The 24,245-nt window shown below is 64.1% G+C and carries 20 protein-coding genes and 2 pseudogenes; 18 read left to right on the forward strand and 4 right to left on the reverse strand.

Annotation, left to right across the window (positions count from 1 at the left end; all coding sequences use genetic code 11):
- The first annotated feature begins 36 nt into the window (after window positions 1-36).
- The 3 genes from ligA to FDP28_RS13820 are packed head-to-tail and all read left to right on the forward strand — an operon-like array spanning window position 37 to window position 4,374.
- Window positions 37-2,334 (forward strand): NAD-dependent DNA ligase LigA, encoded by a 2,298-nt coding sequence (gene ligA, locus FDP28_RS13810; RefSeq protein ID WP_144662010.1) that lies wholly within the window; start codon window positions 37-39, stop codon window positions 2,332-2,334.
- Window positions 2,331-3,155, forward strand: a complete 825-nt coding sequence (locus FDP28_RS13815; protein WP_144662011.1) for an inositol monophosphatase family protein — start codon at window positions 2,331-2,333, stop codon at window positions 3,153-3,155. The genes ligA and FDP28_RS13815 overlap by 4 nt, the downstream gene beginning before the upstream one ends.
- A 10-nt stretch (window positions 3,156-3,165) precedes the next feature.
- Entirely contained in the window at window positions 3,166-4,374 is a 1,209-nt protein-coding gene (locus FDP28_RS13820) for an AAA family ATPase (RefSeq protein ID WP_144662012.1), read from the forward strand.
- A 19-nt stretch (window positions 4,375-4,393) separates the two neighbouring features.
- On the opposite strand, the gene FDP28_RS13825 is transcribed toward FDP28_RS13820, so the two are convergent.
- Entirely contained in the window at window positions 4,394-5,761 is a 1,368-nt protein-coding gene (locus FDP28_RS13825; RefSeq protein WP_144662013.1) for an LLM class flavin-dependent oxidoreductase, read from the reverse strand.
- 320 nt (window positions 5,762-6,081) lie between these two features.
- On the opposite strand from FDP28_RS13825, the gene FDP28_RS13830 reads away from it, so the two are divergent.
- Both FDP28_RS13830 and FDP28_RS13835 read left to right on the forward strand, forming a co-directional pair.
- Entirely contained in the window at window positions 6,082-6,594 is a 513-nt protein-coding gene (locus FDP28_RS13830) for a GNAT family N-acetyltransferase (RefSeq protein ID WP_144662014.1), read from the forward strand.
- Window positions 6,595-6,649: 55 nt separating this feature from the next.
- Window positions 6,650-7,030, forward strand: coding sequence for a RidA family protein (locus FDP28_RS13835; protein WP_144662015.1), 381 nt, complete (start codon window positions 6,650-6,652; stop codon window positions 7,028-7,030).
- Between the two features lie 9 nt (window positions 7,031-7,039).
- Here FDP28_RS13835 and FDP28_RS13840 read toward each other — a convergent pair whose 3' ends face one another.
- Window positions 7,040-7,699, reverse strand: coding sequence for a response regulator (locus tag FDP28_RS13840; RefSeq protein WP_144662016.1), 660 nt, complete (start codon window positions 7,697-7,699; stop codon window positions 7,040-7,042).
- The gene (locus FDP28_RS13845) at window positions 7,692-9,389 is read right to left on the reverse strand and encodes a sensor histidine kinase (RefSeq protein ID WP_144662017.1); all 1,698 of its coding nucleotides are present in this window, start codon (window positions 9,387-9,389) and stop codon (window positions 7,692-7,694) included. The genes FDP28_RS13840 and FDP28_RS13845 overlap by 8 nt, the downstream gene beginning before the upstream one ends.
- A gap of 198 nt (window positions 9,390-9,587) precedes the next feature.
- Here FDP28_RS13845 and FDP28_RS13850 point away from each other — a divergent pair, with 198 nt between their 5' ends.
- Window positions 9,588-11,078 carry a CitMHS family transporter gene (locus FDP28_RS13850; protein ID WP_144662018.1) on the forward strand — a complete coding sequence of 497 codons (1,491 nt, stop codon included), beginning with the start codon at window positions 9,588-9,590 and terminating at the stop codon, window positions 11,076-11,078.
- Between the two features lie 59 nt (window positions 11,079-11,137).
- Here FDP28_RS13850 and FDP28_RS13855 read toward each other — a convergent pair whose 3' ends face one another.
- Window positions 11,138-12,655 (reverse strand): LCP family protein, encoded by a 1,518-nt coding sequence (locus FDP28_RS13855; RefSeq protein WP_144662019.1) that lies wholly within the window; start codon window positions 12,653-12,655, stop codon window positions 11,138-11,140.
- 149 nt (window positions 12,656-12,804) lie between these two features.
- Here FDP28_RS13855 and FDP28_RS20800 point away from each other — a divergent pair.
- The 12 genes and pseudogenes from FDP28_RS20800 to FDP28_RS13905 form a co-directional block, all read left to right on the forward strand.
- Window positions 12,805-13,224, forward strand: a pseudogene (locus tag FDP28_RS20800) (cytochrome c oxidase assembly protein); the annotation flags it as partial.
- Window positions 13,225-13,343: 119 nt separating this feature from the next.
- Window positions 13,344-13,478, forward strand: a pseudogene (locus FDP28_RS20805) (cytochrome c oxidase assembly protein); the annotation flags it as partial.
- A 15-nt stretch (window positions 13,479-13,493) separates the two neighbouring features.
- Window positions 13,494-13,625, forward strand: coding sequence for a hypothetical protein (locus FDP28_RS20810; RefSeq protein WP_260842474.1), 132 nt, complete (start codon window positions 13,494-13,496; stop codon window positions 13,623-13,625).
- A gap of 61 nt (window positions 13,626-13,686) precedes the next feature.
- The gene (gatC, locus tag FDP28_RS13865) at window positions 13,687-13,983 is read left to right on the forward strand and encodes an Asp-tRNA(Asn)/Glu-tRNA(Gln) amidotransferase subunit GatC (protein ID WP_144662020.1); all 297 of its coding nucleotides are present in this window, start codon (window positions 13,687-13,689) and stop codon (window positions 13,981-13,983) included.
- 5 nt (window positions 13,984-13,988) lie between these two features.
- Complete coding sequence (gatA, locus tag FDP28_RS13870; RefSeq protein ID WP_144662021.1) at window positions 13,989-15,533, forward strand: Asp-tRNA(Asn)/Glu-tRNA(Gln) amidotransferase subunit GatA; 1,545 nt, start codon at window positions 13,989-13,991, stop codon at window positions 15,531-15,533.
- Entirely contained in the window at window positions 15,533-17,041 is a 1,509-nt protein-coding gene (gene gatB, locus FDP28_RS13875) for an Asp-tRNA(Asn)/Glu-tRNA(Gln) amidotransferase subunit GatB (RefSeq protein ID WP_144662022.1), read from the forward strand. Before gatA ends, gatB begins: the two co-directional genes overlap by 1 nt.
- Before the next feature lie 102 nt (window positions 17,042-17,143).
- Complete coding sequence (locus tag FDP28_RS13880) at window positions 17,144-17,710, forward strand: DUF5666 domain-containing protein (RefSeq protein WP_144662023.1); 567 nt, start codon at window positions 17,144-17,146, stop codon at window positions 17,708-17,710.
- Window positions 17,711-18,004: 294 nt separating this feature from the next.
- Window positions 18,005-19,039 (forward strand): ABC transporter permease, encoded by a 1,035-nt coding sequence (locus FDP28_RS13885; protein ID WP_144662024.1) that lies wholly within the window; start codon window positions 18,005-18,007, stop codon window positions 19,037-19,039.
- Window positions 19,040-19,081: 42 nt separating this feature from the next.
- The gene (locus FDP28_RS13890; protein ID WP_144662025.1) at window positions 19,082-20,005 is read left to right on the forward strand and encodes a carbohydrate ABC transporter permease; all 924 of its coding nucleotides are present in this window, start codon (window positions 19,082-19,084) and stop codon (window positions 20,003-20,005) included.
- A gap of 50 nt (window positions 20,006-20,055) precedes the next feature.
- Window positions 20,056-21,714 carry a type 2 periplasmic-binding domain-containing protein gene (locus FDP28_RS13895; RefSeq protein WP_144662026.1) on the forward strand — a complete coding sequence of 553 codons (1,659 nt, stop codon included), beginning with the start codon at window positions 20,056-20,058 and terminating at the stop codon, window positions 21,712-21,714.
- 121 nt (window positions 21,715-21,835) lie between these two features.
- A complete protein-coding gene (locus FDP28_RS13900; protein ID WP_144662027.1) occupies window positions 21,836-22,870 on the forward strand; it encodes a LacI family DNA-binding transcriptional regulator in 1,035 nt (344 codons plus the stop codon).
- A 16-nt stretch (window positions 22,871-22,886) separates the two neighbouring features.
- The gene (locus FDP28_RS13905) at window positions 22,887-24,080 is read left to right on the forward strand and encodes a Gfo/Idh/MocA family protein (RefSeq protein WP_144662028.1); all 1,194 of its coding nucleotides are present in this window, start codon (window positions 22,887-22,889) and stop codon (window positions 24,078-24,080) included.
- Window positions 24,081-24,245: the final 165 nt, after the last annotated feature.

A 24,245-nucleotide genomic window follows, 5' to 3' on the forward strand; every position in this document is an offset into this window, starting at 1 on the left:
GGCCAGAATGTCGGCCGCTTGCGGCAAGATAGAGCTGTGAGCACACCAGAGAATCCGGATCCGGTCGACACCACAACCCAAGAGGCGGCTGCGGCCATCGTCGCAGAGGAAGGGACCCCGCCTTCTGGGTCCCTCAGGGAGGAATACGAGGAGCTGGCGGACCTCGTCCGCAAGTACCGGTATGCCTATTACCAGGAAGACTCGCCTACGGTTTCGGACGCCGAGTTCGATGAGCTTTACCGTCGCCTGGAAGAGCTGGAAGCACTCCACCCGGAGCTGGTCACCAATGACTCGCCCACCCAGCAAGTAGGCGGCGAAGTCTCCTCGGCGTTCGCCGCGGTCGAACACCTGCAGCGGATGTACAGCCTGGACGATGTTTTTTCCCTGGAGGAGCTCGAGGCCTGGGTCCGCAAGGCCGAAGCGTCAGTTGCCAAGCTCGGGGATTCCGTCCCGCCCATCGCGTGGCTGACGGAGTTGAAGATCGATGGACTGGCCGTGAACCTCCTCTACCGTGACGGCAAGCTGGTCCGGGCGGCTACTCGTGGCGATGGCACCACCGGTGAAGACATCACCCACAACGTGCTCACCATCAAGGAAATCCCGCGGGAACTGAGCGGTTCCGGTTACCCCTCCGAAGTGGAAATCCGCGGGGAAGTGTTCATCCCTTCCAAGGCGTTCGTCGAGTTCAATGAGGCCCTTGTGGCTGCCGGTAAGGCGCCGCTGGCGAACCCACGCAACGCCGCCGCGGGTTCGCTGCGCCAGAAGGACCCGGCTGAGACCGCAAAGCGTCCCCTGAGCATGTATGTCCATGGCATCGGAGCCCGTGAGGGACTTGAGGCCAAGAGCCAGTCCGAGACTTACACGCTGCTGGAGCAGTGGGGTTTGCCTGTAAGCCCTTACCTCAAGGTGCTGGAAACCTTCGAGGAAGTCCTCGAGTTCATCGCCCACTACGGTGCCCACCGCCACGACCTTCAGCATGAGATTGATGGCATCGTGGTCAAGATCGATGACTTCGCCACCCAGCGCGCCCTGGGCTACACCTCGCGCGTACCTCGGTGGGCTGCTGCCTACAAGTACCCGCCGGAGGAAGTGCACACCAAACTCCTGGACATCGCCGTCAACGTTGGCCGGACGGGGCGCGTGACGCCCTTCGGCTTGATGGAGCCGGTGAAGGTCGCCGGTTCAACGGTGGGGATGGCCACCCTGCACAACCAGGACGTCGTCAAGGCCAAGGGCGTGATGATCGGCGACATCGTGATCCTCCGCAAGGCCGGCGATGTCATTCCGGAAATCGTGGGTCCTGTGCTTGCCTTGCGCGACAAACAGGATCCTCCGGTCCGCGAATTCGTGATGCCCACTGAGTGCCCCTCCTGCGGAACTCCGTTGGCACCGGCGAAGGAGAGCGACGTCGACATCCGTTGCCCCAACGCCAAATCCTGCCCGTCACAACTCCGTGAGCGTGTCTTCCACCTGGCCGGCCGGGGTGCTTTCGACATCGAGGCCCTTGGCTGGGAGGCGGCCATTGCGCTCACCCAGCCTGCCGAGCCCGAGATCCCGCCCCTCACCAGCGAGGCCCGGCTCTTCAGCCTCACACGCGAGGACCTGCGGGATGTCCTGATCCGACGCGAAAAGCGGTCCAAGGGCGTGGGAACAGGCCAGTACGAGCTCGTGCCGTACTTCTACACCAAGGGAACGGCCAAGTCGCCTTCCAAGCCCACGGCCACCACGGAAAAGCTCTTCGTGGAACTGGAGAAGGCCAAGAAGCAGCCTCTGTGGCGGGTTCTGGTGGCATTGTCCATCCGGCACGTGGGTCCCACGGCGTCGCGGGCATTGGCGACGGCGTTCGGCACCATGGAAGCCATCCGCAACGCTACCGAGGAACAGATTGCGCACGTCGACGGCGTGGGGCCAACCATTGCTGCTGCCCTCAAGGAGTGGTTCGCGGTGGATTGGCACAACGAGATCGTGGACAGCTGGGCTGCGGCAGGGGTGAGGATGGAGGACGAGCGGGACACCTCCGTGCCGCGGACCCTTGAGGGCCTCACTGTGGTCGTCACCGGCACCTTGCCCAATTTCAGCCGGGATGAAGCCAAGGAAGCCATCATCATCCGTGGTGGCAAGGCCTCCGGCTCAGTGTCCAAGAACACGAGTTATCTGGTAGCCGGTGAGAGTGCCGGCACCAAGCTGGACAAGGCCGAACAGCTCGGCATTCCGGTGTTGGACGAGGACGGTTTCCGCGAGCTTTTGGCCAACGGTCCGGCAAAGACCGAAGCAGACGCTGAGGCGGAAGCTGCGGCGGACACCGACGCGGCGTCACAGGCAGCTGCACAATGACGGACGTCACTGAGCTGTTGGCTGTCGCCAAACGTGCGGCGGCCGCAGGAGCCGCGGTGCTCGCCCAACGCTCCGTCAGCGGTACCGCGGGCGATGGCCTGCAGACCACCAACAAGGGCGAGGCCGGCGATTGGGTCACCTCCTTCGACATCGCCGCAGAGAACGCGGTGCGTGAAGCGATCCGGGCCGAACGGCCCGGAGACACCATCACGGGGGAGGAGCACGGGACCACGCGCCCCGCGAGTCCCTCGGGGTACCGCTGGTCCATTGACCCGCTCGATGGCACCACCAACTTCATCCGGAACATCGTCTACTACGCCACCTCTGTAGCCGTGGCGGATTCCGACGGCGTGTGGCTGGCCGGCGTTGTTCACGCACCAGCCCTGGGGCGCGTGTACTCGGCAGCCCGTGGCCAGGGTGCGCATCTGGAAACGGCCGGAGAAACCACTGCGCTGGTGGGCCCCGTTCCCGGGCGGACCGGGCTGATCCTGGCTACGGGCTTCAGCTATGACCCCGGCACCAGGGCGGACCAATCAGCGGGCCTGGCCCAGCTCATGGATGGTTTTGCCGATGTGCGCCGGCTGGGTTCTGCGGCACTGGACCTTTGCCTGGTGGCTGACGGGACCTTTGACGCGTACGGGGAGCGTGGCTTGAACGAGCACGATTTCGCTGCCGGTGCCCTGATCGCGGAAGAAGCCGGCTGCTGGGTGCGGAGGCCCCGATTGACCAGTCCCTTGGATGGTGGTCCGAGCGCTGAGGATCGCCTCGCGGCCTGGATGTGTGCCGGAGCCCTGGAACTTTCCGGCAAATTCCCCTTGTGACCGGTAACCCGTGATCAGGACGCTGGCCATTGCCAATTACCGCTCCATCCGGGACCTTGCCATCGAGCTCCACGGTCTGGATGTGGTGACCGGAGCCAACGGCAGCGGAAAGTCGTCGCTGTACCGGGCGCTGCGTTTGCTCGCTGAATGCGGTGGAGGTGATTCGGGCAACGTCGTGGGCGCCTTGGCCCGGGATGGCGGTTTGGCGTCGACGCTCTGGGCTGGACCTGAGAACATCAGCCACGCCATGCGGCGCGGTGAGGTGCCTGTGCAAGGCACTGTCCGCCAGGCGTCCGTGAACCTTAAGCTGGGCTACTCCGGGGACGACTTCGGCTATCTGGTGGATCTGGGCATGCCCCTTCCGGGAGGGACAGGATTCGACCAGGAGACGGGGCGTCCACGTCCCTCCGCCTTCGCGCTTGACCCCGAAATCAAGCGGGAGCAGATCTTCTCAGGTCCGGTGGCCAGGCCTGGCTCCTTGCTGGTGGACCGCAAAGGCAGTCTGGCCAAACTCCGCGATGCCGACGGCGGGTGGACAGAGCTGTCGCGGCGCCTGGATACCTTCGAAAGCATGCTCACGGAAGTTTCGGACCAGGACCGCGCGCCGGAGGTAGTGCGGGTGCGGGACTCCGTGCGTTCCTGGCGCTTCTATGACCACTTCCGCACGGACCCGGACGCTCCTGCCCGTCAGGCGCAGATCGGGACCCGCACCCCGGTCCTGCACCACAGCGGCAGGGACCTGGCGGCCGCCCTCCAAAGATTGCGGGAGGTGGGCTTCGAGAAAAAGCTGGATGCCGCCGTCGAGCATGCTTTCCCGGGAAGCAGGCTGGACATCGCTGTCAACGACGGCAGGTTCAGTGTGGAGCTCAAACAACCAGGCATGCTCAGACCGATGAAAGCGGCAGAGCTCTCCGATGGAACGTTGCGGTTCCTGCTCCTCACTGCGGCCCTCCTGACACCACGGCCCCCGGAACTCATGGTGCTGAACGAACCCGAAACCAGCCTCCATGTCGAGCTGATGCCGGCGCTGGCCGGACTGATTGTCCAAGCCAGCGCCTACAGCCAGCTGATTGTTGTGACGCATTCCGAAGCCCTGCTCACGGCGCTGCGGGAGACCGGAGCTGCCCATGAGCACGAGCTCTACAAGGAGCTGGGGGAAACCAGGATCAAGGGCCTCGGAGCACTTGAGGATCCATTGTGGAGCTGGCCCAAGCGCTGATCCCACCCGCGGGGTCCGCCTAGAAGGCAGAACCAATCGACGTCAGCTCCTGGGCGGCGCTTCCCGCATAACGGTTCGCCGGCCGCTCCAGCCCGTAGTGCCCGCGCAGTGTGGTGGCCGTGTACTCGGTGCGGAAGAGGCCACGCTGCTGCAGGATCGGCACTACCTGGTCCACGAAGATCTCCAGACCGGAGGGAAGAACAGGCGGCATGATGTTGAAGCCGTCAGCTGCCCCGGCCTGGAACCATTCCTGGATGGCGTCCGCCACTTGTTCCGGGGTGCCGGAGAATGTCCGGTGCCCACGGCCTCCACCCAGCCGCCCGATCAGCTGCCTGACGGTCAGCTGCTCACGGCGTGCCAGTTCAACGATCAGCGTGTAGCGGCTCTTGGCTCCCTCGATCTCGTCCTCGGAGGGCAGGTCCGCGGGAAGCTGCCGGTCCAAGGGCAAGTCTTCGGGCGCAAGCCGCAAGGTCCGGGCCAGCTGTTCGCGTGCGTACTCGGGCTTGATCAGTTCATCAAGCTCACGGTCCAGCCGAAGGGCTTCGGCTTCGGTCGAAGCGATAACCGGTACGATGCCGGGCAGGATCTTGATGCCTTCCGGGTCCCTGCCTGCGGCTGCCGTTCGTGCCTTCAAATCCGTATAGAACTCCTGTGCACCGGCCAAGGTCTGGTGCGCAGTGAAAACGGCCTCGGCATACTGGGCCGCAAGGTTCTTTCCGTTCTCCGAGGAACCGGCCTGGACGATCAAGGGGTGGCCCTGGGGTGAGCGGGGAACGTTCAGGGGCCCGCGGACACGGAAGTGCTTCCCTTCGTGATCGATGACCCGGATCTTTGTGTCGTCTCCCCAGACGCCTTCGGCCTTGTCTGCCAGGATGGCGTCATCTTCCCAGCTGTCCCAAAGCTTCTGGGCTACCTCGATGAACTCCGCTGCCCGTTCGTAGCGGACAGCGTGCGCCGGCTGGTCATCGACGCCGAAGTTCCGCGCGGCGTCGGGGCCTGCGGTGGTCACGACGTTCCAGCCGGCACGTCCTCCGCTGACCCAGTCCACGGAAGCGAAACGGCGTGCCAGGTTGAAGGGGTCGTTGTACGTCGTGGATGCAGTGGCAATCAGCCCAATCCTCTGGGTAGCGGTGGCGATCGCCGTCAGCAGCACCGTAGGCTCCAGCTTTCCGGCCGGACGACGACCCACCTCGCCAAAGAGGACGGGGGAGTCGGCGAAGAAAATGGAGTCCAGCTTCCCCCGTTCCGCGGTGCGGGCAAGGTGCTGGTAGTGCTCGATCTTGGTGGAAGCAAAAGGATCGCTCTCCGGAAGGCGCCACGAAGCCTCGTGGTGTCCGGTGCTCATGAGGAAGGCGTTGAGGTGCAGTTGGCGCTTTGGCGGGGTCATGGTTTCTCCTCGGTTCGGGACGGTTCGGCGCGGGTGTGTGGCAACTTAAGCACGTCGCCGAAGACCACCGCCAGCATGCCGACATGTGGCCGAAACAGCGCGAAACCGGGGTTCACCGGACGCAACGGGACGGCATTCAACGCCACGGGAGGCAATAGAAAGCCTGCCGCCGGAGCCACCCAACCCAGCCCGTCGCCGTCGGGAGTCGTGCGGGGTCGGCCGCCCGTCGGGGCAGGTGATGGTCCCGCCCAGGTGATAGTTCCATCACGGAAAGGGGCATTTGGCGCCCGGGGCATCCACGCTGCGACTACCATTGGTAGGTGCTTTCGCCGATTACCGTCCGTCCCGCCCTGCCTGAAGACTACGACGCCGTTGCCCGCATCACGCAGGACTCTTACGTGACGGCGGGGTACTACGGCGACGCCGACCACCCGTACCTGCAGAAACTCCAGGACGTCGCCGGGCGCGCTGAACACGCAGAGATCCTCGTCGCGGAGCGCAACGGCGAGGTGATCGGATCTGTCACAGCCGCTCCGGCCGGGGGTGGGTTCTCCGACATCGGCCTAGCGGACGAGTTGGAATTGCGGACCCTGGTGGTCGATCCGGCCGTCCAGCGCTCCGGTGCGGGCCGGGCCTTGGTGCAGGCCGTCGTCGACCAGGCGAAGTCCATGGACGGCATCAACGCCGTATCGCTGACAACCGGGGCGACGTGGGAAAGTGCCAACGCGCTGTACAAGCGCACCGGCTTCGACCGCGCTCCGGAGCGTGACTGGTTCGTTCCCGGCACCGACATAAAACTGTTCGTTTACAGGCTCGAGCTCGGGCAGTCATAAAGTTTCCTTCGAAGCGCCGGTCACCGGGCCGGGCGCAACGACAGGAAGGCGCGGCATGCGCAAGACATTCGGTACGGGATCGGTCTGGGAACAGACCCTTGGCTACTCCCGCGCAGTCCAGGTGGACAACACACTTTTCATTTCGGCGACGGCTGCCAGTGGTCCTGACGGGATCGTCGGTGACGACTTCTACTCCCAGACCAAGTACATCCTCGAAAAGCTCGGCACGGTCCTCGAGGACGCCGGCTTCTCCTATGACGACGTGGTGCAGTCCAAGCTGTACCTGACGGACATCAGCAAGTGGGAAGACGCAGGCCGTGCGCACGGTGAGGTCTTCGGCGAGATCCGCCCGACGCTGTCCCTGGTGCACGTGCTGCCGTTCCTGGATCCGCAGATGCTGGTGGAAATCGAGCTCGTGGCGCAGAAGTCCGCCTAACCCCTTGGGTCAGCCCGGGACGCCGTAGCGGTGTTCCGGGCGGCCTGTGCTCCCGTAGCGCAGCTGGATTTCGACGGCGCCATCATCAGCAAGCGAGGACAGGTACCTTTGCGCTGTGGCGCGGGAGACGCCGACGCGTTCGGCCACTTCTGCCGCGGAGTACTGATCGCCGGGGACCAACGATTCGAGGACCGCGGCCTCGGTGGCGGAGCGCGGCTTGGCGGCGGGGGCGACGTCCCCGGGAATCAGGGAGCGCTTGGCCCGCTCTATGGTGGTCTGGTCCACGGCGCTTTGTTGCCCCAGGATCCTGCGGTAGCGCGCATAGGACCTGAGCTGCTGCGACAGGGACTCGGCGGTAAAGGGCTTGAGCAGATAGCCCAACGCACCCCTGCGCAGCGCCACTTTGATGGACTGGGCATCGGAAGCGGCAGTCAGCATCACGGCATCGACGTCGAGTTGCCCCAGGAGATCAAGCCCGGACCCGTCCGGAAGGTAGACATCCAGCAGCACCAGATCGGGGCGAAGGCTATGGATGGCCTGCAGCGCCTGGGACACGGAGCCGGCCGGGGCCAACGCCATGAAGCCCGCCACCGAGTCCACATACGCTGCGTGGAGCCTTGCCACGTGGAAGTCGTCATCCACGATCAGCACCCGCAAATCCTCAGCCATGGTTGTCCTCCGTCATTGTTGCGCCCGCATCCTGGGTACCGGCTCGGGCAGTGTCCATCACTCCGGGGATACTTGCCATGAAGACTGCGCCCGGCCCTCCCATCGTGCCCGGCTCCAGCACACGGACGTCGCCGCCACGTCGCCGCGCCAGCTGACGCACCAGGGCCAGCCCCAATCCTTGTCCCGCACCCGGGCGTGCCGTGTGGTCCGCCGTCGTGAATCCTTCAGTGAAAACCTCTTCGGGGTCCAGCTCTCCCAAACCATCCCCGGAGTCCGCCACCACGATGTGGAGCGCGCCGCCGTCGTGGCTTTGCTCGTCCAGCAGCTCAATGTCCACCCAGCGTTCATCGCCGGAACCGGCGACGGCGGCGCTGACCGCATTGTCGATCAGGTTGCCGAGCACTGTGGTCACGTCCTGGGGATCGGCCACGTGCCCACGGACCAGGGTCTCGGGGCCGACGCGCAGAGCCACGCCGCGTTCGGAAGCTTCGACTCCCTTGGCACCAATGAAGGCCTGCAGATAGGGATCCTGCAGGAGTTCGGCTTGCTCCACGGGAAACTTCAGGGGCCCGGTGGCTGAGATCCTGGCCAGGTATTCCTTGGCAGATTCGTACTGGCCGATGCTCATGAACCCGGCAATGGTGTGCAGCTGGTTGGCGAATTCGTGGCGCTGGGCCCGGAGCGCCGTGGACATGGTTCCCACGGCATCGAGCTGCTGCGTCAGTTGTTGCAACTCCGTGCGGTCCCGCAGCATGACCACCCAGCCGAGGTCTTCCTGCCGGTGCCAGGCTTTGCGTGCGCTGGCTACCAGGACCCGACCGCCGGCAACGATTTCCACGGCCTCGGCGTCCTGCGCCGCGGGTTTGGTGAGCCGCTTGAGTTGTTCGGGGACGTCCGCCGAGATCCAGTCCTGGCCCGTGGCATCAGGCATGTCCAGGAGCCGGGAAGCGGCAGCGTTGAAGACGGAGATGCGACCGTCGGCAGCGATGCCGATCACGCCGTCGTCCACGCCTTGGAGGACCGCCACCTGATCATGGACCAGGGTGCTGATTTCTTCCGGCTCCAATCCGAGGGTGAGCCGCTGGAGTCGCCGCCGGAGCAGGAAGGAGGCCAGGACGCCGGCCAGCAGGGCCCCGCCGGCGGTGAGGGCGATGGGAGCGATGTCCCGGACCAGGCTTTCCGTCAGCGACTCCACGGAGTAACCAACGCTGACTTCGCCCACTATCGTCGTGGAGCCGGGGGAGTAGACCGGCACCTTGGCCCCGGCAGAAGGCCCCAGGGTGCCGGTATTGCGTGTGGTGATTTCCTCGCCCGCCAACGCAACGGACGGATCGGTGCTGACCCTTTCGCCGAGTCGTGCGAGGTCCGGATGGGCAAGCCGCAGTCCTGTTTCGTCCGTGATGACAACGAAGAGCGCGCCGGTCCGGACCCTGGCCGCCTCCGCGGCTGTCTGAAGGGGACCGGCCGCCAGGACGTCGGGTGGCGGGGTGCCTTCTTCCTTACTGATGACTTGGACGTCGGCCCGGACATCCGGGTCCGCGGCTACTGTCCTTGCCAGGGTCAGGGCTTGGTTTTCGGCTTCGTCGCCGATGCGTTCATAGACCAGCCACGCGTGGACGGCGCCACTGAGCAGCACTACCAGCAGCACCACCCCTAGCTGAAGGAGAAGGGTTTGGGTGGAGAAACGCATGCTGACTCTGCTGCTACGGGGCACCGTCACTCCTTTCCTCCAGATCCATTGAAGCACTGAGCACAATGCGCAAAACGTTCGCAACGAGCAGTAGTCCGATCAATTCCCACAAACCCCTGCCCGTGACGGACGCCACCCTATTGTCTGTAGTGCGCATCACACCGACGTGGCGCCATTCACAGTAGTAAGGAGCCGGCCGTGCTGGTTTTGCTTGGATTCGCAATGATTGCGGTATTCATGGTCCTGATCATGACCAAAAAACTGACGCCAGTCCTGGCGTTGATCATCGTCCCCACCGTTTTCGGTCTCTTCGCCGGAGCCGGGCTCGGAATCGGGCCCATGGTCATGGATTCCATGAAGTCCATGACCTCCACGGCCGCGCTCCTCATGTTCGCGATCATCTACTTCGGGTTGATGATCGACGTCGGACTCTTTGATCCGCTGGTCAAGTTCATCCTCCGCAAGCTGGGCAACGACCCCGCCAAGGTTGTCCTGGGCACTGCGATCCTGGCTGCCGCTGTGTCCCTCGACGGCGACGGCTCCACCACCTTCATCCTCACCACAGCCGCCATGCTTCCCGTGTACCTGCGCCTGAAGATGAGCCCCGTAGTGCTCACCTGCGTGGCGGGACTTGCCAACGGCACCATGAACATCCTGCCGTGGGGAGGACCCACCGCACGCGCTGCTACAGCTCTGAAACTGGACGTCAATGACGTTTTCGTCCCGATGGTCCCCTCGCTCATTGTCGGCCTGATCGTTGTGCTGGTCTTCTCCTGGCTGCTCGGCCTGCAGGAACGCAACCGTCTGCGCACCGTAGCTCCCGAGATCTGGGGCGACGTCGCCGATCCTTCCGAGGCGTTCGACGGCGGCAACGGCCGCGGCGGCGCCGTGGCAGCCGGCACCGGTGCCGGTGGGTCCGGCAAGGGCGGTTCCCGCTTCGGGGCCGGCCCAAGCAAAACCGCAGGCAAGCCGGGCACCGGCGTCGTGGTCCTGGAACGCACCGAAGAGTTGGTGGACGAACACGACACCGCCATGGCAGACACCGCACTGGACCCCAACCGCGCCACGCTGCGCCCCAAGCTGTTCTGGTTCAACCTGGCCCTCACCGTCGCCGTCATGGTGACCCTCGTTGCCAACATCATTCCGTTGCCGTTCGTCTTCATGGTCGGTTCCGCCATCGCGCTCCTGGTGAACTTCCCCAAGGTCAAGGACCAGGGTGCACAGCTGATTGCGCACGCGCCGTCGATCGTCGCCGTGGTCAGCATGGTCATGGCCGCCGCCGTCCTCACCGGCGTGCTGAACGGTACGGGCATGGTCAAGGCGATGTCCGAGTGGCTGGTCCAGATCATTCCTGCGGACATGGGCCCGTTCATGGCGGTCATCACCGGCCTGCTGAGCATCCCCATGACGTTCTTCATGAGCAACGATGCCTTCTACTTCGGAGTACTGCCGGTCCTCAGTGAAACTGCCGCACACTACGGTGTCGGGGCGGCGGACATGGCCCGCGCGTCCATCACCGGGCAACCCTTCCACCTGCAGAGCCCGCTGGTTCCGGCCATTCTCCTGCTGGTCTCATTGGCCAAGGTTGAACTGGGCGACCACCACAAGAAGGTTCTTTGGCGCACCGCGGTCATCTCGCTCGTCATGCTCGCCGTCGGTGTCCTGACGGGCGCCATCGGCATCGGCTGACAGCCTGCCGCCACCGCCGCGCGGGAACGGCCGCGCGGCGGGAACACCACAGCTCATGATCAGCCTGCCGGGTTTGTTGCCTGGCAGGTCTGGTCATTTGCTGTTTGGCTGGGAATGGTTCCCTGGGCCGGGGCAGGGGCAGGCTTGTCGCCGGTTGCGAAGTCCTCGCCGGCGTAGAGCTGGACGCCCTCGATGCCGGTGACCTCCTGGACGCTGGTCGCCGGCAAGCCAAACAGGGCCGCGATATCGCTTGCCACGTCATCGAAACCGGCCTGGTAATAGACCATCGTCTGAGTCCGGGGCTGGGCCTGCAACCGGGTTGTTTTGGTGTAACCGGCAGCAGCCAGCGTCGCAGCAATGGCGTTGCTGCGACCGGTCACGGAGGTTCCGTTCGCAACGGAGACCGGCTGGAGTGCCTTGTCGAAGGACGGCTTGGCCGGGGCGCTGGATGCATCGGCCGGGGGAGTGGTTGCGCCCTGGCTGAGGTCTGCGCTGTGCTGCAGGGCAGAGAACAGCTGGGAGGCCGCGGGTTCTGCCAACGCCAGCCGGTTGGGGTCGGACGGCGCCGGAACGGTCGGGACGGTGATGAAGTTGACCTTGGCGGGGTCGATGTTCTTGAGGCGGTCGGCGATGGTCAGCAAGGACGGAACTGAAGACAACCCTGTATCCACTGTGAGGTTGCTTGTCATGGTGTCCGCAATATCCAGCACTTTTTGCGGGTTGGTCAGTGTTCCCTCGGATTTGAGCTTCCGGACCAGGGAGCCCAGGAACGCCTGCTGGGCCTGGATCCGGCCCAGGTCGCCGCCGTCAGCGAAAGCATGGCGGGTGCGCAGGAACGCCAGAGCCTGGTCACCTTCCACCTGCGAGGTTCCCTTGGGCAGCCGAAGTCCGGAGTCGGGATCGTCGACGGCGGAGTTGACGCAGACGTCGACGCCTCCCACCTTGGTGGAGAGCTCCTTGACCGCATTGAAATCCGCCATCATGAAGTGGTCGATCTCCAGGCCCGTCAGTTTGTTCACGGTATCCACCGCACAGCCGATCCCGGCTTCGGCCATAGCGCTGTTGATCATGGCGTCCTCGCGGGCCGCATGTTGCTGGTTGGTGGCTTGGTCCTTGCATTCGGGTACGTCGACCATGAGGTCCCGGGGGAGGCTGATCACGTTGACGTTGTTGTTGTCCGCGGAAATATCCACCAGCATCATGACGTCAGATTGGCCGTAGCCCGATGACTGGTCGGCAGTACCGTACTGGCTGTTCTTGCCGCTGCGGGTGTCACTTCCCAGGACCAGGATCTGGAGCCTGTCCTTGCGGTCATCCACCGGGCCCTCGGTACGGGAACCTCCGGCACCCAGGGCGCTCGTGGAAATGTTGGACTGCAACCGCCACAGCCAATAGCCACCAAAACACAGGACACCGAGCAAAACCGCTGCCACCACAATGACTGCCCATCTCAGCCAGCGGCGCCGTCTGCGCGGGGGTGAAGCGAGGCTGCCATCAACCAGCTTCCCCTGCCCGGGGTATGCGGCAGCAGCTGGATCGGGTCGGTTGGGGTCGGGACTCTCGTGACGACCTTGCACAGGGCCGGCCTTTCCTAGGGGTCAGAAGCGGCTCATATTACTGAGCGAATCTGGGAACTTCCCCTATCAGCTTGCTCCAATATCATGGCCGGGTGCCGCCCTTTGAACTTCTTGGCAGTGCCTGGCGAATCGACTGGGCAGCCCTCGCGATGGTCGTTACCTTCGGCGTGCTCTACGGCCTTGGGATCAGTGCCGCTGCCAGGAACGGCCATCGATGGCCAGTCTGGCGCGCGATTGCCTTCTACGGTCCGGGCCTTGGATCCATGGCAGTTCTCACCTGTGGATTCACAGGTGTCTACAGCGCAGACCTGCGCTGGGCGTTCACCGTGAAGGTCTCGCTGCTCCTGTTTGTTGTGCCCCTTCTGTTGGGACTCGGCCGGCCCCTCACGCTGGCCCGCGCAGCCTTCTCCGGCAGGGGCGCGGAAGTGCTCGACGCCGTGCTGGCTCACCGCGTTGTGCGCTTCTTCAGCAATTCCCTGGGCGCCCCGCTGCTGGGGCTGGCGCTCTTTTCCACCTTCCTGACACCGGCGTTCCACGCATTGCGGGCCGATCCCTGGGCCGAGGCCCTGGTGACGGTCTGTGTTCCGTTGCTCGGCCTCCTGATGGCCTTGCCGATCATCGAAGAAGGCGATTTCCAGCGCTCCAGCGCCTACATCACCTTGAGTTCGTCTTTGTTTTCATCGAGCTCCTGCTCGATGCCGTCCCGGGCATCCTGCTCCGTCTCAGTGGCCAGGTGCTGGACCACGCCACGACCACGCAGGCCATGGCGCCATGGTTCCCGGACCCACTGCGCGACCAACAGCTGGCAGGAGATGCACTGTGGTTCATCTGCGAAATCGTGGACCTGCCCCTGATCATCTTGATGTTCGTCCGGTTCGCCCGCAGCGACAAACGCGAAGCCCGCAGTTTCGATGAACTGACCGACGCGGAACTGGACGAACTGAACGCACAACACCTGCACCGGCGCTGAAGCCGGCGCGCAGCCAAGTAGACTGGTTCGGAAAACCAATTGAACTTTGCAGGGGAGATCCATGGCTGCGATCAACCGTGACGACGTCGCGCATCTTGCGCGTCTGGCTCACATTGAAATGAGTGCCGAAGAACTGGACAGGATGGCTGTTGAGCTTGCCGTCATCGTGGATTCGGTGAAGAGCGTGAGCGAGGCTGCCGGGGACGACGTCCCGGCCACATCGCACCCGATTCCGTTGACCAACGTGTTCCGTGAGGACGTCGTGGGGCACACATTCACGGCAGAGCAGGCATTGTCCGGCGCACCGGACGCCTACGAGAACCGTTTCAAAGTCCCGGCAATCCTGGATGAGGACTGATCACGATGACTGAGCTGAAAAACGAACTCATCCACCACTCAGCTGCCGACCTCGCAGCCAAGCTGGCCGCCCGCGAAGTTTCCGCCGTCGAGGTTACGCAGGCGCACCTTGACCGGATCGCCGACGTCGACGGCCAGGTCAATGCCTTCCTGCACGTCAACAGCGAAGAGGCTTTGGCGGTTGCCGCCGAAGTGGACGCCGCCCGCGCCGCCGGCGGCGAAGAGCTGCACGCCCTTGCCGGTGTCCCGATCGCGGTGAAGGACCTCATCGTCACCATCGGCCAGCCGACCACCGCCGGTTCGAAGATCCTCGAGGGCTGGCACAGCCCGTACGACGCCACCGTGGTGAAGAAGCTCCGCGCAGCAAAGATGCCGATCCTGGGCAAGACCAACCTGGACGAATTCGCCATGGGTTCCTCCACGGAACACTCGGCCTTCGGACCAACCCGCAACCCGTGGGACCTGGAGCGCATCCCCGGCGGTTCGGGCGGTGGCTCCGCTGCCGCCGTCGCCGCTTTCGAAGCGCCGCTGGCGCTCGGCACGGACACCGGTGGATCCATCCGCCAGCCCGGCGCCGTCACCGGAACCGTGGGCATGAAGCCGACGTACGGTGCTGTTTCGCGCTACGGTGCCATCGCCATGGCCTCGTCGCTGGACCAGATCGGTCCGGTGTCCCGCACGGTGCTGGACTCCGCCCTGCTCCAGGAAGTCATCGGCGGCCACGATCCCTTTGATTCGACGTCCCTGACGGACCCGTTCAACAACCTGGTCGCTGCTGCCCGCCTGGGCAACGTTGCCGGCATGAAGATCGGCATCATCAAGGAACTGCACGGCGAGGGCTACCAGGCCGGTGTCGAGAACCGCTTCAACGAGTCTCTTCAGCTCCTGAAGGACGCCGGCGCCGAAATCGTCGAGGTTTCCTGCCCCAACCTCAAGTACGCCCTGGGCGCGTACTACCTCATCATGCCGTCCGAGGTCTCCAGCAACCTGGCCAAGTTCGACGGCGTCCGCTTCGGTCTGCGCGTCCTGCCCAAGGACGGCCCCATGACCATCGAACGCGTCATGGGTGCCACCCGTGCCGCAGGTTTCGGCGACGAGGTCAAGCGGCGCATCATCCTGGGTACCTACGCACTGAGCGCCGGCTACTACGACGCCTACTACGGTTCGGCGCAGAAAGTCCGCACCCTGATCCAGCGCGACTTCGACGCCGCCTTCGCCCAGGCGGACGTCCTCATTTCCCCGACGGCGCCCACCACGGCGTTCAAGCTGGGGGAGAAGCTGGATGACCCCCTGGCCATGTACTTGAACGACGTCGCCACGATTCCTGCGAACCTCGCAGGCATCCCGGGCCTGTCCCTGCCGGGCGGCCTTGCCGATGAGGACGGCTTGCCCGTCGGCATCCAGTTGCTGGCTCCGGCCCGCGAGGATGCCCGGCTGTACCGCGTGGGTGCGGTCCTCGAATCCATCCTTGAAGAGAAGTGGGGCGGTCCGATGCTGGCACAGGCACCTGTCCTTGGCTCCGCTTCCACCACCGCCGGAGGTTCCAACTAATGTCCGTCGACGCAATCCTGAGCTTCGAAGAGGCCATGGAGAAGTACGATCCCGTCCTGGGGTTCGAGGTCCACGTGGAACTCAACACCAAGACCAAGATGTTCTCCTCTGCACCCAACGTCTTCGGCGATGAGCCCAACACCAACGTCAACGAGGTTGACCTCGGCATGCCCGGCGTCCTCCCCGTGGTGAACAAGGCCGCCGTCGAATCCTCCATCAAGATCGGCCTTGCCCTGAACTGCAAGATTGCCGAATCGTGCCGCTTTGCCCGGAAGAACTACTTCTACCCGGACACTCCGAAGAACTTCCAGACCTCGCAGTACGACGAACCGATTGCCTACGACGGTTACCTCGACATCGAGCTCGAGGACGGAACGGTCTTCCGCGTCGAAATCGAACGCGCCCACATGGAAGAGGACGCGGGCAAGCTGACCCACATGGGCGGCGCTGCAGGCCGCATCCAGGGTGCAGACTACTCGCTGGTGGACTACAACCGCTCCGGTGTGCCGCTGGTGGAAATCGTCACCAAGCCGATTGAGGGCGCCGGAAGCCGGGCACCCGAACTGGCCAAGGCCTACGTCGCCGCCGTCCGTGAAATCGTGAAGAACCTGGGCGTTTCCGATGCCCGCATGGAGCGCGGGAACGTCCGTTGCGACGCCAACGTCTCACTGCGCCCGCATGGACGCGAACGCTTTGGCATCCGTTCGGAGACCAAGAACGTGAACTCGCTGCGCGCCGTCGAGCACGCTGTCCGTTACGAAATCCAGCGGCACGCCGCCGTCCTCGAGTCCGGCGAACCGGTCATCCAGGAGACGCGCCACTGGCACGAGGACACGCGTTCGACGACGTCGGGCCGGCCAAAGTCTGACGCCGACGATTACCGCTACTTCCCTGAGCCCGACCTGGTTCCGGTTGTAGCGTCCCGTGAGTGGGTGGAGGAATTGCGCGCTACGCTTCCCGAGCCCCCGGCCGAGCGCCGCAAGCGGCTCAAGGAAGCCTGGGGATATTCGGACCTGGAGTTCCGCGATGTCGTGAACGCCGGTGTCATGGACTCGATCGAGGAGACCATCGCAGCCGGTGCCTCCGCCGACGTCGCCCGCAAGTGGTGGATGGGTGAGATCGTGGGCCGCGCCAAGGTCGCCGACGTCGAGCCCGCCGAACTCGGTGTGACGCCGCAGCTGATTGTCGAGCTCAACAAGCTCGTCGAAGGCGGCAAGATCAACAACAAGATGGCCTCGCAGGTCCTGGACGGCGTTCTTGCCGGCGAAGGAACGCCTGAGGAGATCATCGAAAAGCGCGGCCTTGCCGTGGTTTCGGATGACGGTCCGCTCCTGGAGGCCATTGACGCTGCTCTGGCTGCCCAGCCTGACGTGGCGGAGAAGATCCGCGGCGGTAAGGTACAGGCCATCGGCGCCATTGTCGGTGGCGTCATGAAGGCCACCCGTGGCCAGGCTGATGCAGGACGCGTTCGCGAACTCATCCTCGAGAAGCTCGGGGTGGAGGGCTAAGTACCCGCGCACCCAACCGGGTCGCAGTTGTTGCCTTTCTGAGCCCTCAGAAAGGCAGCAACTGCGGCCCACTTTTCGTTGGTCCGGGCGCACAATTAAGCCATGGCCACTCTTTCGCCGGGCCTTCGCAAGGCCCTTCTCGCCGGTGGGATTGCCGTCGCTGTGACCGGTGCCGGGGGCGCCGCCGTGTGGGCCGGCACCCAGCCCAACCCCACGCCGTCGGACACGTCCTCCAGCACCCCTGCGCCAAGTCCCTCCGCGTCAGCCAAAGCCGGGCACCAGCAGGTCCGCGGCCAAGGGATCCACGGAGAGCACGTGCTCAAGCAGCCGGACGGGAGCTTCCGCACCGTTGTGACACAGGCGGGAACCATCGAGTCAGTCAGCGGCTCTGACATCACCGTTAAGAGCGAAGACGGCTTCACGCAGCGCTACACCATCAATGGCGGCACGAAGATCAGCAAAGTCCCGGCAGACGCGGCTCAACTACGGAACGGCAGGGGCAAGCCCACGTTGCCGTCGGCCACTGCGGCCGAGCTGAAGACCGGAGATACTGTGCACATCAGCGGCACGAAGGCCGGAGATGCGGTCACCGCCGACAGGATCGTCTCCGGAGAACTGCCGGCCGGCGTCAAGGGCCACGGCATGAAGCGCGGGCACGGGCCCATCTAGTCGTTCACAGGCTAGCTTTCACGGGCGACGCACCCCTTTCCGCCGCACGCGCCAGTAGCTCATCAGCCTCGCGCCCTTTTGCGCCCTTCGCACCCGCGGTTACAGGTGCGCGCCGCGCAGAGTGGCGCGATGAAGGCCGCCTGGTTTTCCGGTTGTGACGAATACTGATTTCTATGAGCAGTTTCAATCATCTTCTTGCAAAAGTTTGGTAGCTCCTTTATGGTTTGTTAAACGGTTAACGAGCGTGGCGCGAATCACAATGACGGATTTGCGCTCAGCACTTGAGGAGACAGCATGAACTCGACGACGGAACAAGCTCCGGCATTGCCCGAAGCCCGCCGAGTCCCACCCATCGCAGGTGGAAACGCCCTCGGAGCCGGTGCGAAGAAACGTAAGAAGAACAAAGCTCCGCAGAAGAGCTTCCGGTCCCGGCTGCGGCGCGACAAGCAGATGCTCCTCATGATGGTGCCGGGCGTGGTGTTCCTTCTGCTGTTCTTCTACATCCCGATCCTGGGCAACGTCATCGCTTTCCAGGACTACCAGCCGTACCTCGGCATCGGAGACAGCCTCTGGGTGGGCTGGCAGAACTTCGTGGACTTGTTCGGCAACCCCGACTTCATCCATGCTTTCTGGAACACCCTGTACCTGGCCGCGTGGCAGCTGGTCTTCCTCTTTCCCGTGCCACTGGTACTGGCCCTGATCGTGGACTCCCTGATCAGCACCCGGGTCCGGAAGATCTTCCAGAGCATCGCCTATTTGCCGCACTTCCTGTCGTGGGTGCTGGTGATCGCGTTCTTCCAGCAGATGCTCGGCGGGGCCGGCTTCGTCAACAACCTGCTCCGGGACTGGGGCATGGAACCCATTCCCTTCATGACCAACCCGGAAACGTTCCCGGTGATGGTAGTGGTCCAGATGATCTGGAAGGACGCCGGCTGGGCCATGATCATCTTCCTTGCGGCCCTGGCCAGCATCGACGCCTCGCTCTATGAGGCCGCGGCTGCCGACGGCGCCGGGCGGTGGCGGAGGATGTGGCACATCACCCTCCCCGGGCTGCGTCCAGTGATTGTCCTGCTCCTCATCCTCCGCATCGGAGACATCCTTTCGGTCGGCTTCGAGCAGTTCATCCTGCAACGGGACGCTGTCGGAGCAGGAGCTGCCGAAGTCCTGGACACCTTCACGTACTACACCGGTGTGGTGGGAGGCGGGTGGAGCTCGGGAGCTGCCGCCGGCCTGGCAAAGGGCGTGGTCAGCGCCCTGCTGATCTACGGCGCCAACAAACTTGCCCACCGCTTCGGCGAAGACGGAATCTTCGCAAAACAAGTGCGCTGACAGCCACGCCAACCCGCGCGCCCGCCGCACAAGGAGAAACCCATGGCAACAACACTCTTTGCAAGAAAACCCCGGGAGCTGACGTACAACCCCAAGCGCCCGGTGTGGAAGGAAAAGCCTTCCGCCCTCTACCAAACGGTCAAAGCAGTAGTCCTGATCGTCTTCAGCTTGTCCATCCTCACGCCGATCCTCCTGGTCGTATCGACGTCCCTGGCTGACACGGAGCAGCTGGTCAAAGCCGGCGGTTTCGTGCTGTGGCCCGAGCGGCCAACACTGGAGGCCTACGCCACCATCTTCAAGGGCCCCATGGTCCTGCAGTCCCTCGGGGTGAGCATTCTGATCACCGCCGTTGGCACCATCCTGGCGCTCTTCGTGACCATCACCATGGCTTATGCCACCAGCCGTCCGGTGTTGTTCGGCAGGCCCGTGATCCTGGCGGTGCTCTTCACCCTGCTCTTCGCGCCCGGGCTGATCCCGTCGTTCCTGATGATCCGTCAACTGGGGCTGCTGGACTCCCTGTGGTCGTTGATCCTTCCCGGAATCTTTGGAGCCTTCAACTTCGTGGTCATGCGCTCGTTCTTCATGAACATTCCGGGCGAACTCATCGAAAGCGCCAGGATCGACGGCGCCAACGACTGGCAAATCCTGTGGCGCATCGTGATGCCGCTGTCCAAAGCCGTGATCGCCGTCGTGGGCCTGTTCTATGCGGTGGGCTTCTGGAACTCGTTCTTCAACGCGCTTCTCTACATCAACGACCACAGCAAATGGCCCATTCAGCTGTTGCTGAGGAACTTCGTGGTACAGGGCAGCGGGGCCGCAGACCAGCTCGGCATCACCACAACGCCCCCGCCGCAATCCATCCAGATGGCCGTCGTCGTGGTGGCCTTGGTCCCCATCCTGATGGTCTACCCGTTCCTCCAAAAGCACTTCGCCAAGGGCGTCATCACCGGCGCCGTCAAGGGCTAAGCCCAACAACCACCTCCACACCAAAGCACGTAACCAGAAAGGGTTATGCCATGACGAGCACTACCTCACAGGCTGGATTCAGCCGCCGCGGTTTCCTTGGCCTTGCAGGCTTGGCCGTGACCGCCGTCGGCCTGTCCGCCTGCGGTGGTGGCGGCGCCGGAAGCAACGGAGGCGCCGCCGCCTCCGCTTCGGTGAAGTTGCCCACCTATAAGGAATTCACCGGCGTCACTCCTGACATTGCAGGCAACGCCCAGGGCCTCCAGGCCGGCTATTTCAAACTGCCCACTCCTGTGCAGTCCGTGAAGACGCCCCCGCTGAAGGGGAAAGTCACTGGCCTGACCGAAACGTTCGACACCATGAGCCCGGGCCTGAAGGACAACCCTTTCTGGCAGCGCCTCAATGCCAAGCTAGGCGGAGACCTGGAACTGCAGATCGCCGAGGACATCGGCGATGGCTACCCAGCCAAGTTCGCCACGGTCCTTGCCAGCAACGACCTGCCGGACATGATGTGGGTACCGCCGAACCAGGGCATCCCCAACGTGGGTCCGATGCTGGAGGCCAAATTCCAGGACCTCACGCCGTACCTTTCCGGTGACGCCGTCCTTGAGTACCCCAACCTGGCCGCGCTCAAGCCCGATTCCTGGAAGACCGCCGTCGTCAACGGGAAAATCTGGGGAGCGCCTATCCCGAGTACCCCGTTCGGCCAGGTCTACCTGGGCAACCACGACATGTGGGCCAAGGTGGGTGGCTTCGAGGCTTCCAGCGCTGATGAATTCCTGGACAAAGCCAAGGAACTGACACGTCCTGGTGACCAGCAATACGCCCTGGAACCTGCCTACATCAACGCCCTCCATATGGTGACCGAGTGGTTTGGAGCCCCGAACAGCTGGGCCGTCAACAAGGACCGTACGCTGACCCACCTTTATGAGACCGACGAGTACATGGCCGGCGTGGAGTTCACGGCAAAGATGTTCGCTGCGGGTGTGTTCTATCCGGACTCCAAGGCCACGGACATCCGTTCCCGTGTAGCCAACGGCAGCGTTGCGGCCCAGGTAGTGGTGGGCCCTCACGACCTCCGCAGCTACCGTGCCCTGAACAAGACCGCCCGCTTTGACGTTCTCATTCCTTTCAGTGCCGACGGCAAGGTCAAGCCCACCTACGACATGGGCTACGGCACCGTGGGCTTCACACCGTTCAAGAAGGCCGAAGAAGGCAAGATCCGCGAGCTGCTGGCACTCATCAACTACCTGTCCGCGCCGTTCGGCACGGTGGAGTACATGCAGAAGAACTTCGGCGAGCTCGGGCAGGACTACACCATCGACGCAGCCGGCAACCCGGCCCGCACCGACACAGGAAGCACCAACGCCCCGGGCCTGGTCTCGGCGCTGAACATCATGGCCAGCCCCGAAAACGTCATCTTCAATCCTGGATTCGACGACGACACACGCTACGTCAGCGAGCAGGAGAAGAAACTCCTGGAGATCGCCTGGCGCAACCCCACCAACGGCTCCTACTCGGACACCAACGCCAAGGTGGGCGCCAAGATCACCAAGCAGCTCCGGGACAAGGTAGTGGACATCATCACCGGCCGCGCCAAGATCGACGAACTCAAGGACGCCGTCAAGCGCTGGAAGAGCGAGGGCGGGGACAAGATGCGCGATGAGTACCAGGCCGCGCTGGACCCCAACGCGCCAGTCTTCCGGAGCTAAGTCTCTCGTTGTGAGGCCCGCTTTGCGCACTTTGGCTCGCCGAAAACACGCAAAGCAGGCCCCGCAACGCAATACGATCGAGCAAAAGAACGCGTCGCGCACACCAACAGCAGGGGGAACCATGGCAAAAGCAGGCAGCACCGGAGTCCGGCCCACCATCCGAATGGTGGCCGAGCTGGCGGGCGTGTCGACGGCCACGGTTTCATATGTGTTGTCAGGCCGCCGGGGCGATGGCGGACCGGGCGTTTCGGATCCGACGGCGGAGAAGGTCAAGGCCGCTGCGGAGCGGCTCGGCTACCGCCCCAACCAAGCGGCCCGGGCCATTCGGACGGGACGGACCAACACCGTGATCCTGTCGTTGACCATGCTCTCCGATCCCTGGTCGTTGTCAGTGATCGAGGCCGTGCAGAAGGCTGCGGTACCACTCGGGATCACCCCGATGATCCTCGGCGATGCGGACTGGGTCAAAGTGCTCGGAACGCACAACGCGGACGCCGTGTTCGTCGATGCTGTCCGCCATGACCAGCGGGAGGACCTGCGGAAATTGGCGGAACGTGGGACCACCTTGGTGGTCTTTGACGAAGAGGTGGAACCCGACGGTTTTGATGTGGTCCGTTCCATTGCCGGCCCCGGTTGCCGCATGGCCGTGGAGCATCTGCTTCACGGCCATGCAAAGGTGGCCTGCCTGACGCCTGCCACCGCTGCCGGCACTTCCGGCGGCACGCGCTACCGGGCTTATTCGGAGGCGTTGGCAGCGGCGGGCATCACGGAGCGGCAGGATTACGTAGGACTGTTCGATGGTACGAGCGCCGGCGCCTATGCCGCTGCCACCCGGCTCCTCAGCATGCCGGACAGGCCCACCGCCATCTACGCCACCACGGATTATGCCGCTGTCAGCGCCATCAACGCGGCCCAACGCCTGGGCCTGGGGGTCGGCTCGGACGTGGACATCATTGGTGTGGGCAACACCGTCGAAGGCGAACGGATGTCGCCTTCGCTGAGCACCGTCGGTCCCGTGGACTTCTTCGACAAGCTCGCCCGGCGGCTCCTGAAACGGGCAACCGGCCATGCAGACCCTGCCGTCCTCGACTTCCCCTGGCACCTGTTCGTGCGCGAATCCGCGCCGCACCGCAGCGCCGCCACCAGACTTAGATAAGAACCAGCAAAGGAACATGCACACCATGGAAAAGGATTTGAAGGTCGGCATCGTAGGTTTTGGCCTGCGTGCGGGGTTGTGGAAGCACGCCCACAAGCCTGGCCAGGGCTCGGAGGTCACCATTATCTGCGACCTCAGTGAACGCGGGCGCGCCGATGCCGCCGAGCGCGTTCCGACGGCCCACATCACGGACAACCTCGAGGAGCTGCTGGAAAGCGGCCTGGACGCCGTACTGGTCCTGACCCCCGACAGCCAGCACGCCGCCGTCGCCGTACGGACCCTGCAGGCAGGCATTCCGACATTTTGCGAGAAACCCTTGGACATCACTGTCGAGGCCGCGGACCTGATCCTGAAAACCGCCTACGAAACCGGTACGCGCCTGTACGTGGGCCACAACATGCGCCACATGCCCGTCGTAGTACAGATGCGCCAGCTCATCGAAGAGGGCACCATCGGCGAGGTCAAGGCAATCTGGTGCAGGCATTTCGTGGGCCACGGCGGCGATTACTACTTCAAGGACTGGCACGCGCAGCGGGCCAATGTCACGTCCCTTTTGCTCCAAAAAGGTGCCCACGACATCGATGTCATCCACTGGCTGGCGGGCGGCTATACCAAGCGGGTTGCCGCCGTCGGCGATCTTGCCGTCTACGGTGACGTAGCCAACCGTTCCGACAACACCGGCAAGCGCATGGGGGACTGGTTCTCCCTGGACAACTGGCCGCCGACTGAGCAGAAGGACCTGGCGGAGGTGATCGACGTCGAGGACATTTCCATGATGAACATGGTCCTGGACAACGGGGTGCTGGCCTCTTACCAGCAGTGCCATTTCACTCCGGATTACTGGCGGAACTACACCATCATCGGCACCAAGGGCCGGATCGAGAACGTCGGCGACGGCCCGGGGGAGGCCATCCATGTTTGGACCTCACGGACGTCGGGGCGCGGGGAACCTGACCGGATCATCACCATTCTGGACGGCGAGGGCGGCCACGGTGGCGCGGATCCGAGGCTGATCGAGGAGTTCCTGCGTTTCGCTTCGGAGGGCGGCGTAACCCAGACCAGTCCCGTTGCGGCGCGGCAGGCTGTGGTGGCGGGAATCCTGGCCGCGGAATCGCTGCGCGGAGACGGTTCGGCGCGTGAAGTGCCGGAACTGCCCGCGGACTTGGTGGAGTACTTCGACGCCGGACAGCCCGCCCTGGTCCGCGACTGACCCCGGCCGGCCGCGCCCCCGCCGCCGCTGACCCGACTGGGGGACAGATAACGCTCCAGTGAGCCCTCAGTAGAGCATGTGCTGTCCCCTAGACGATATGTGTGTGGCCGGGTGCAGTTGGCTGGTCGGTTTCCTTCTGAGGGCGCGATTGTTGCCGGGCAAGGT

The organism is Paenarthrobacter nicotinovorans, assembly GCF_007670255.1.
GTDB lineage: Bacteria > Actinomycetota > Actinomycetes > Actinomycetales > Micrococcaceae > Arthrobacter > Arthrobacter nicotinovorans_B.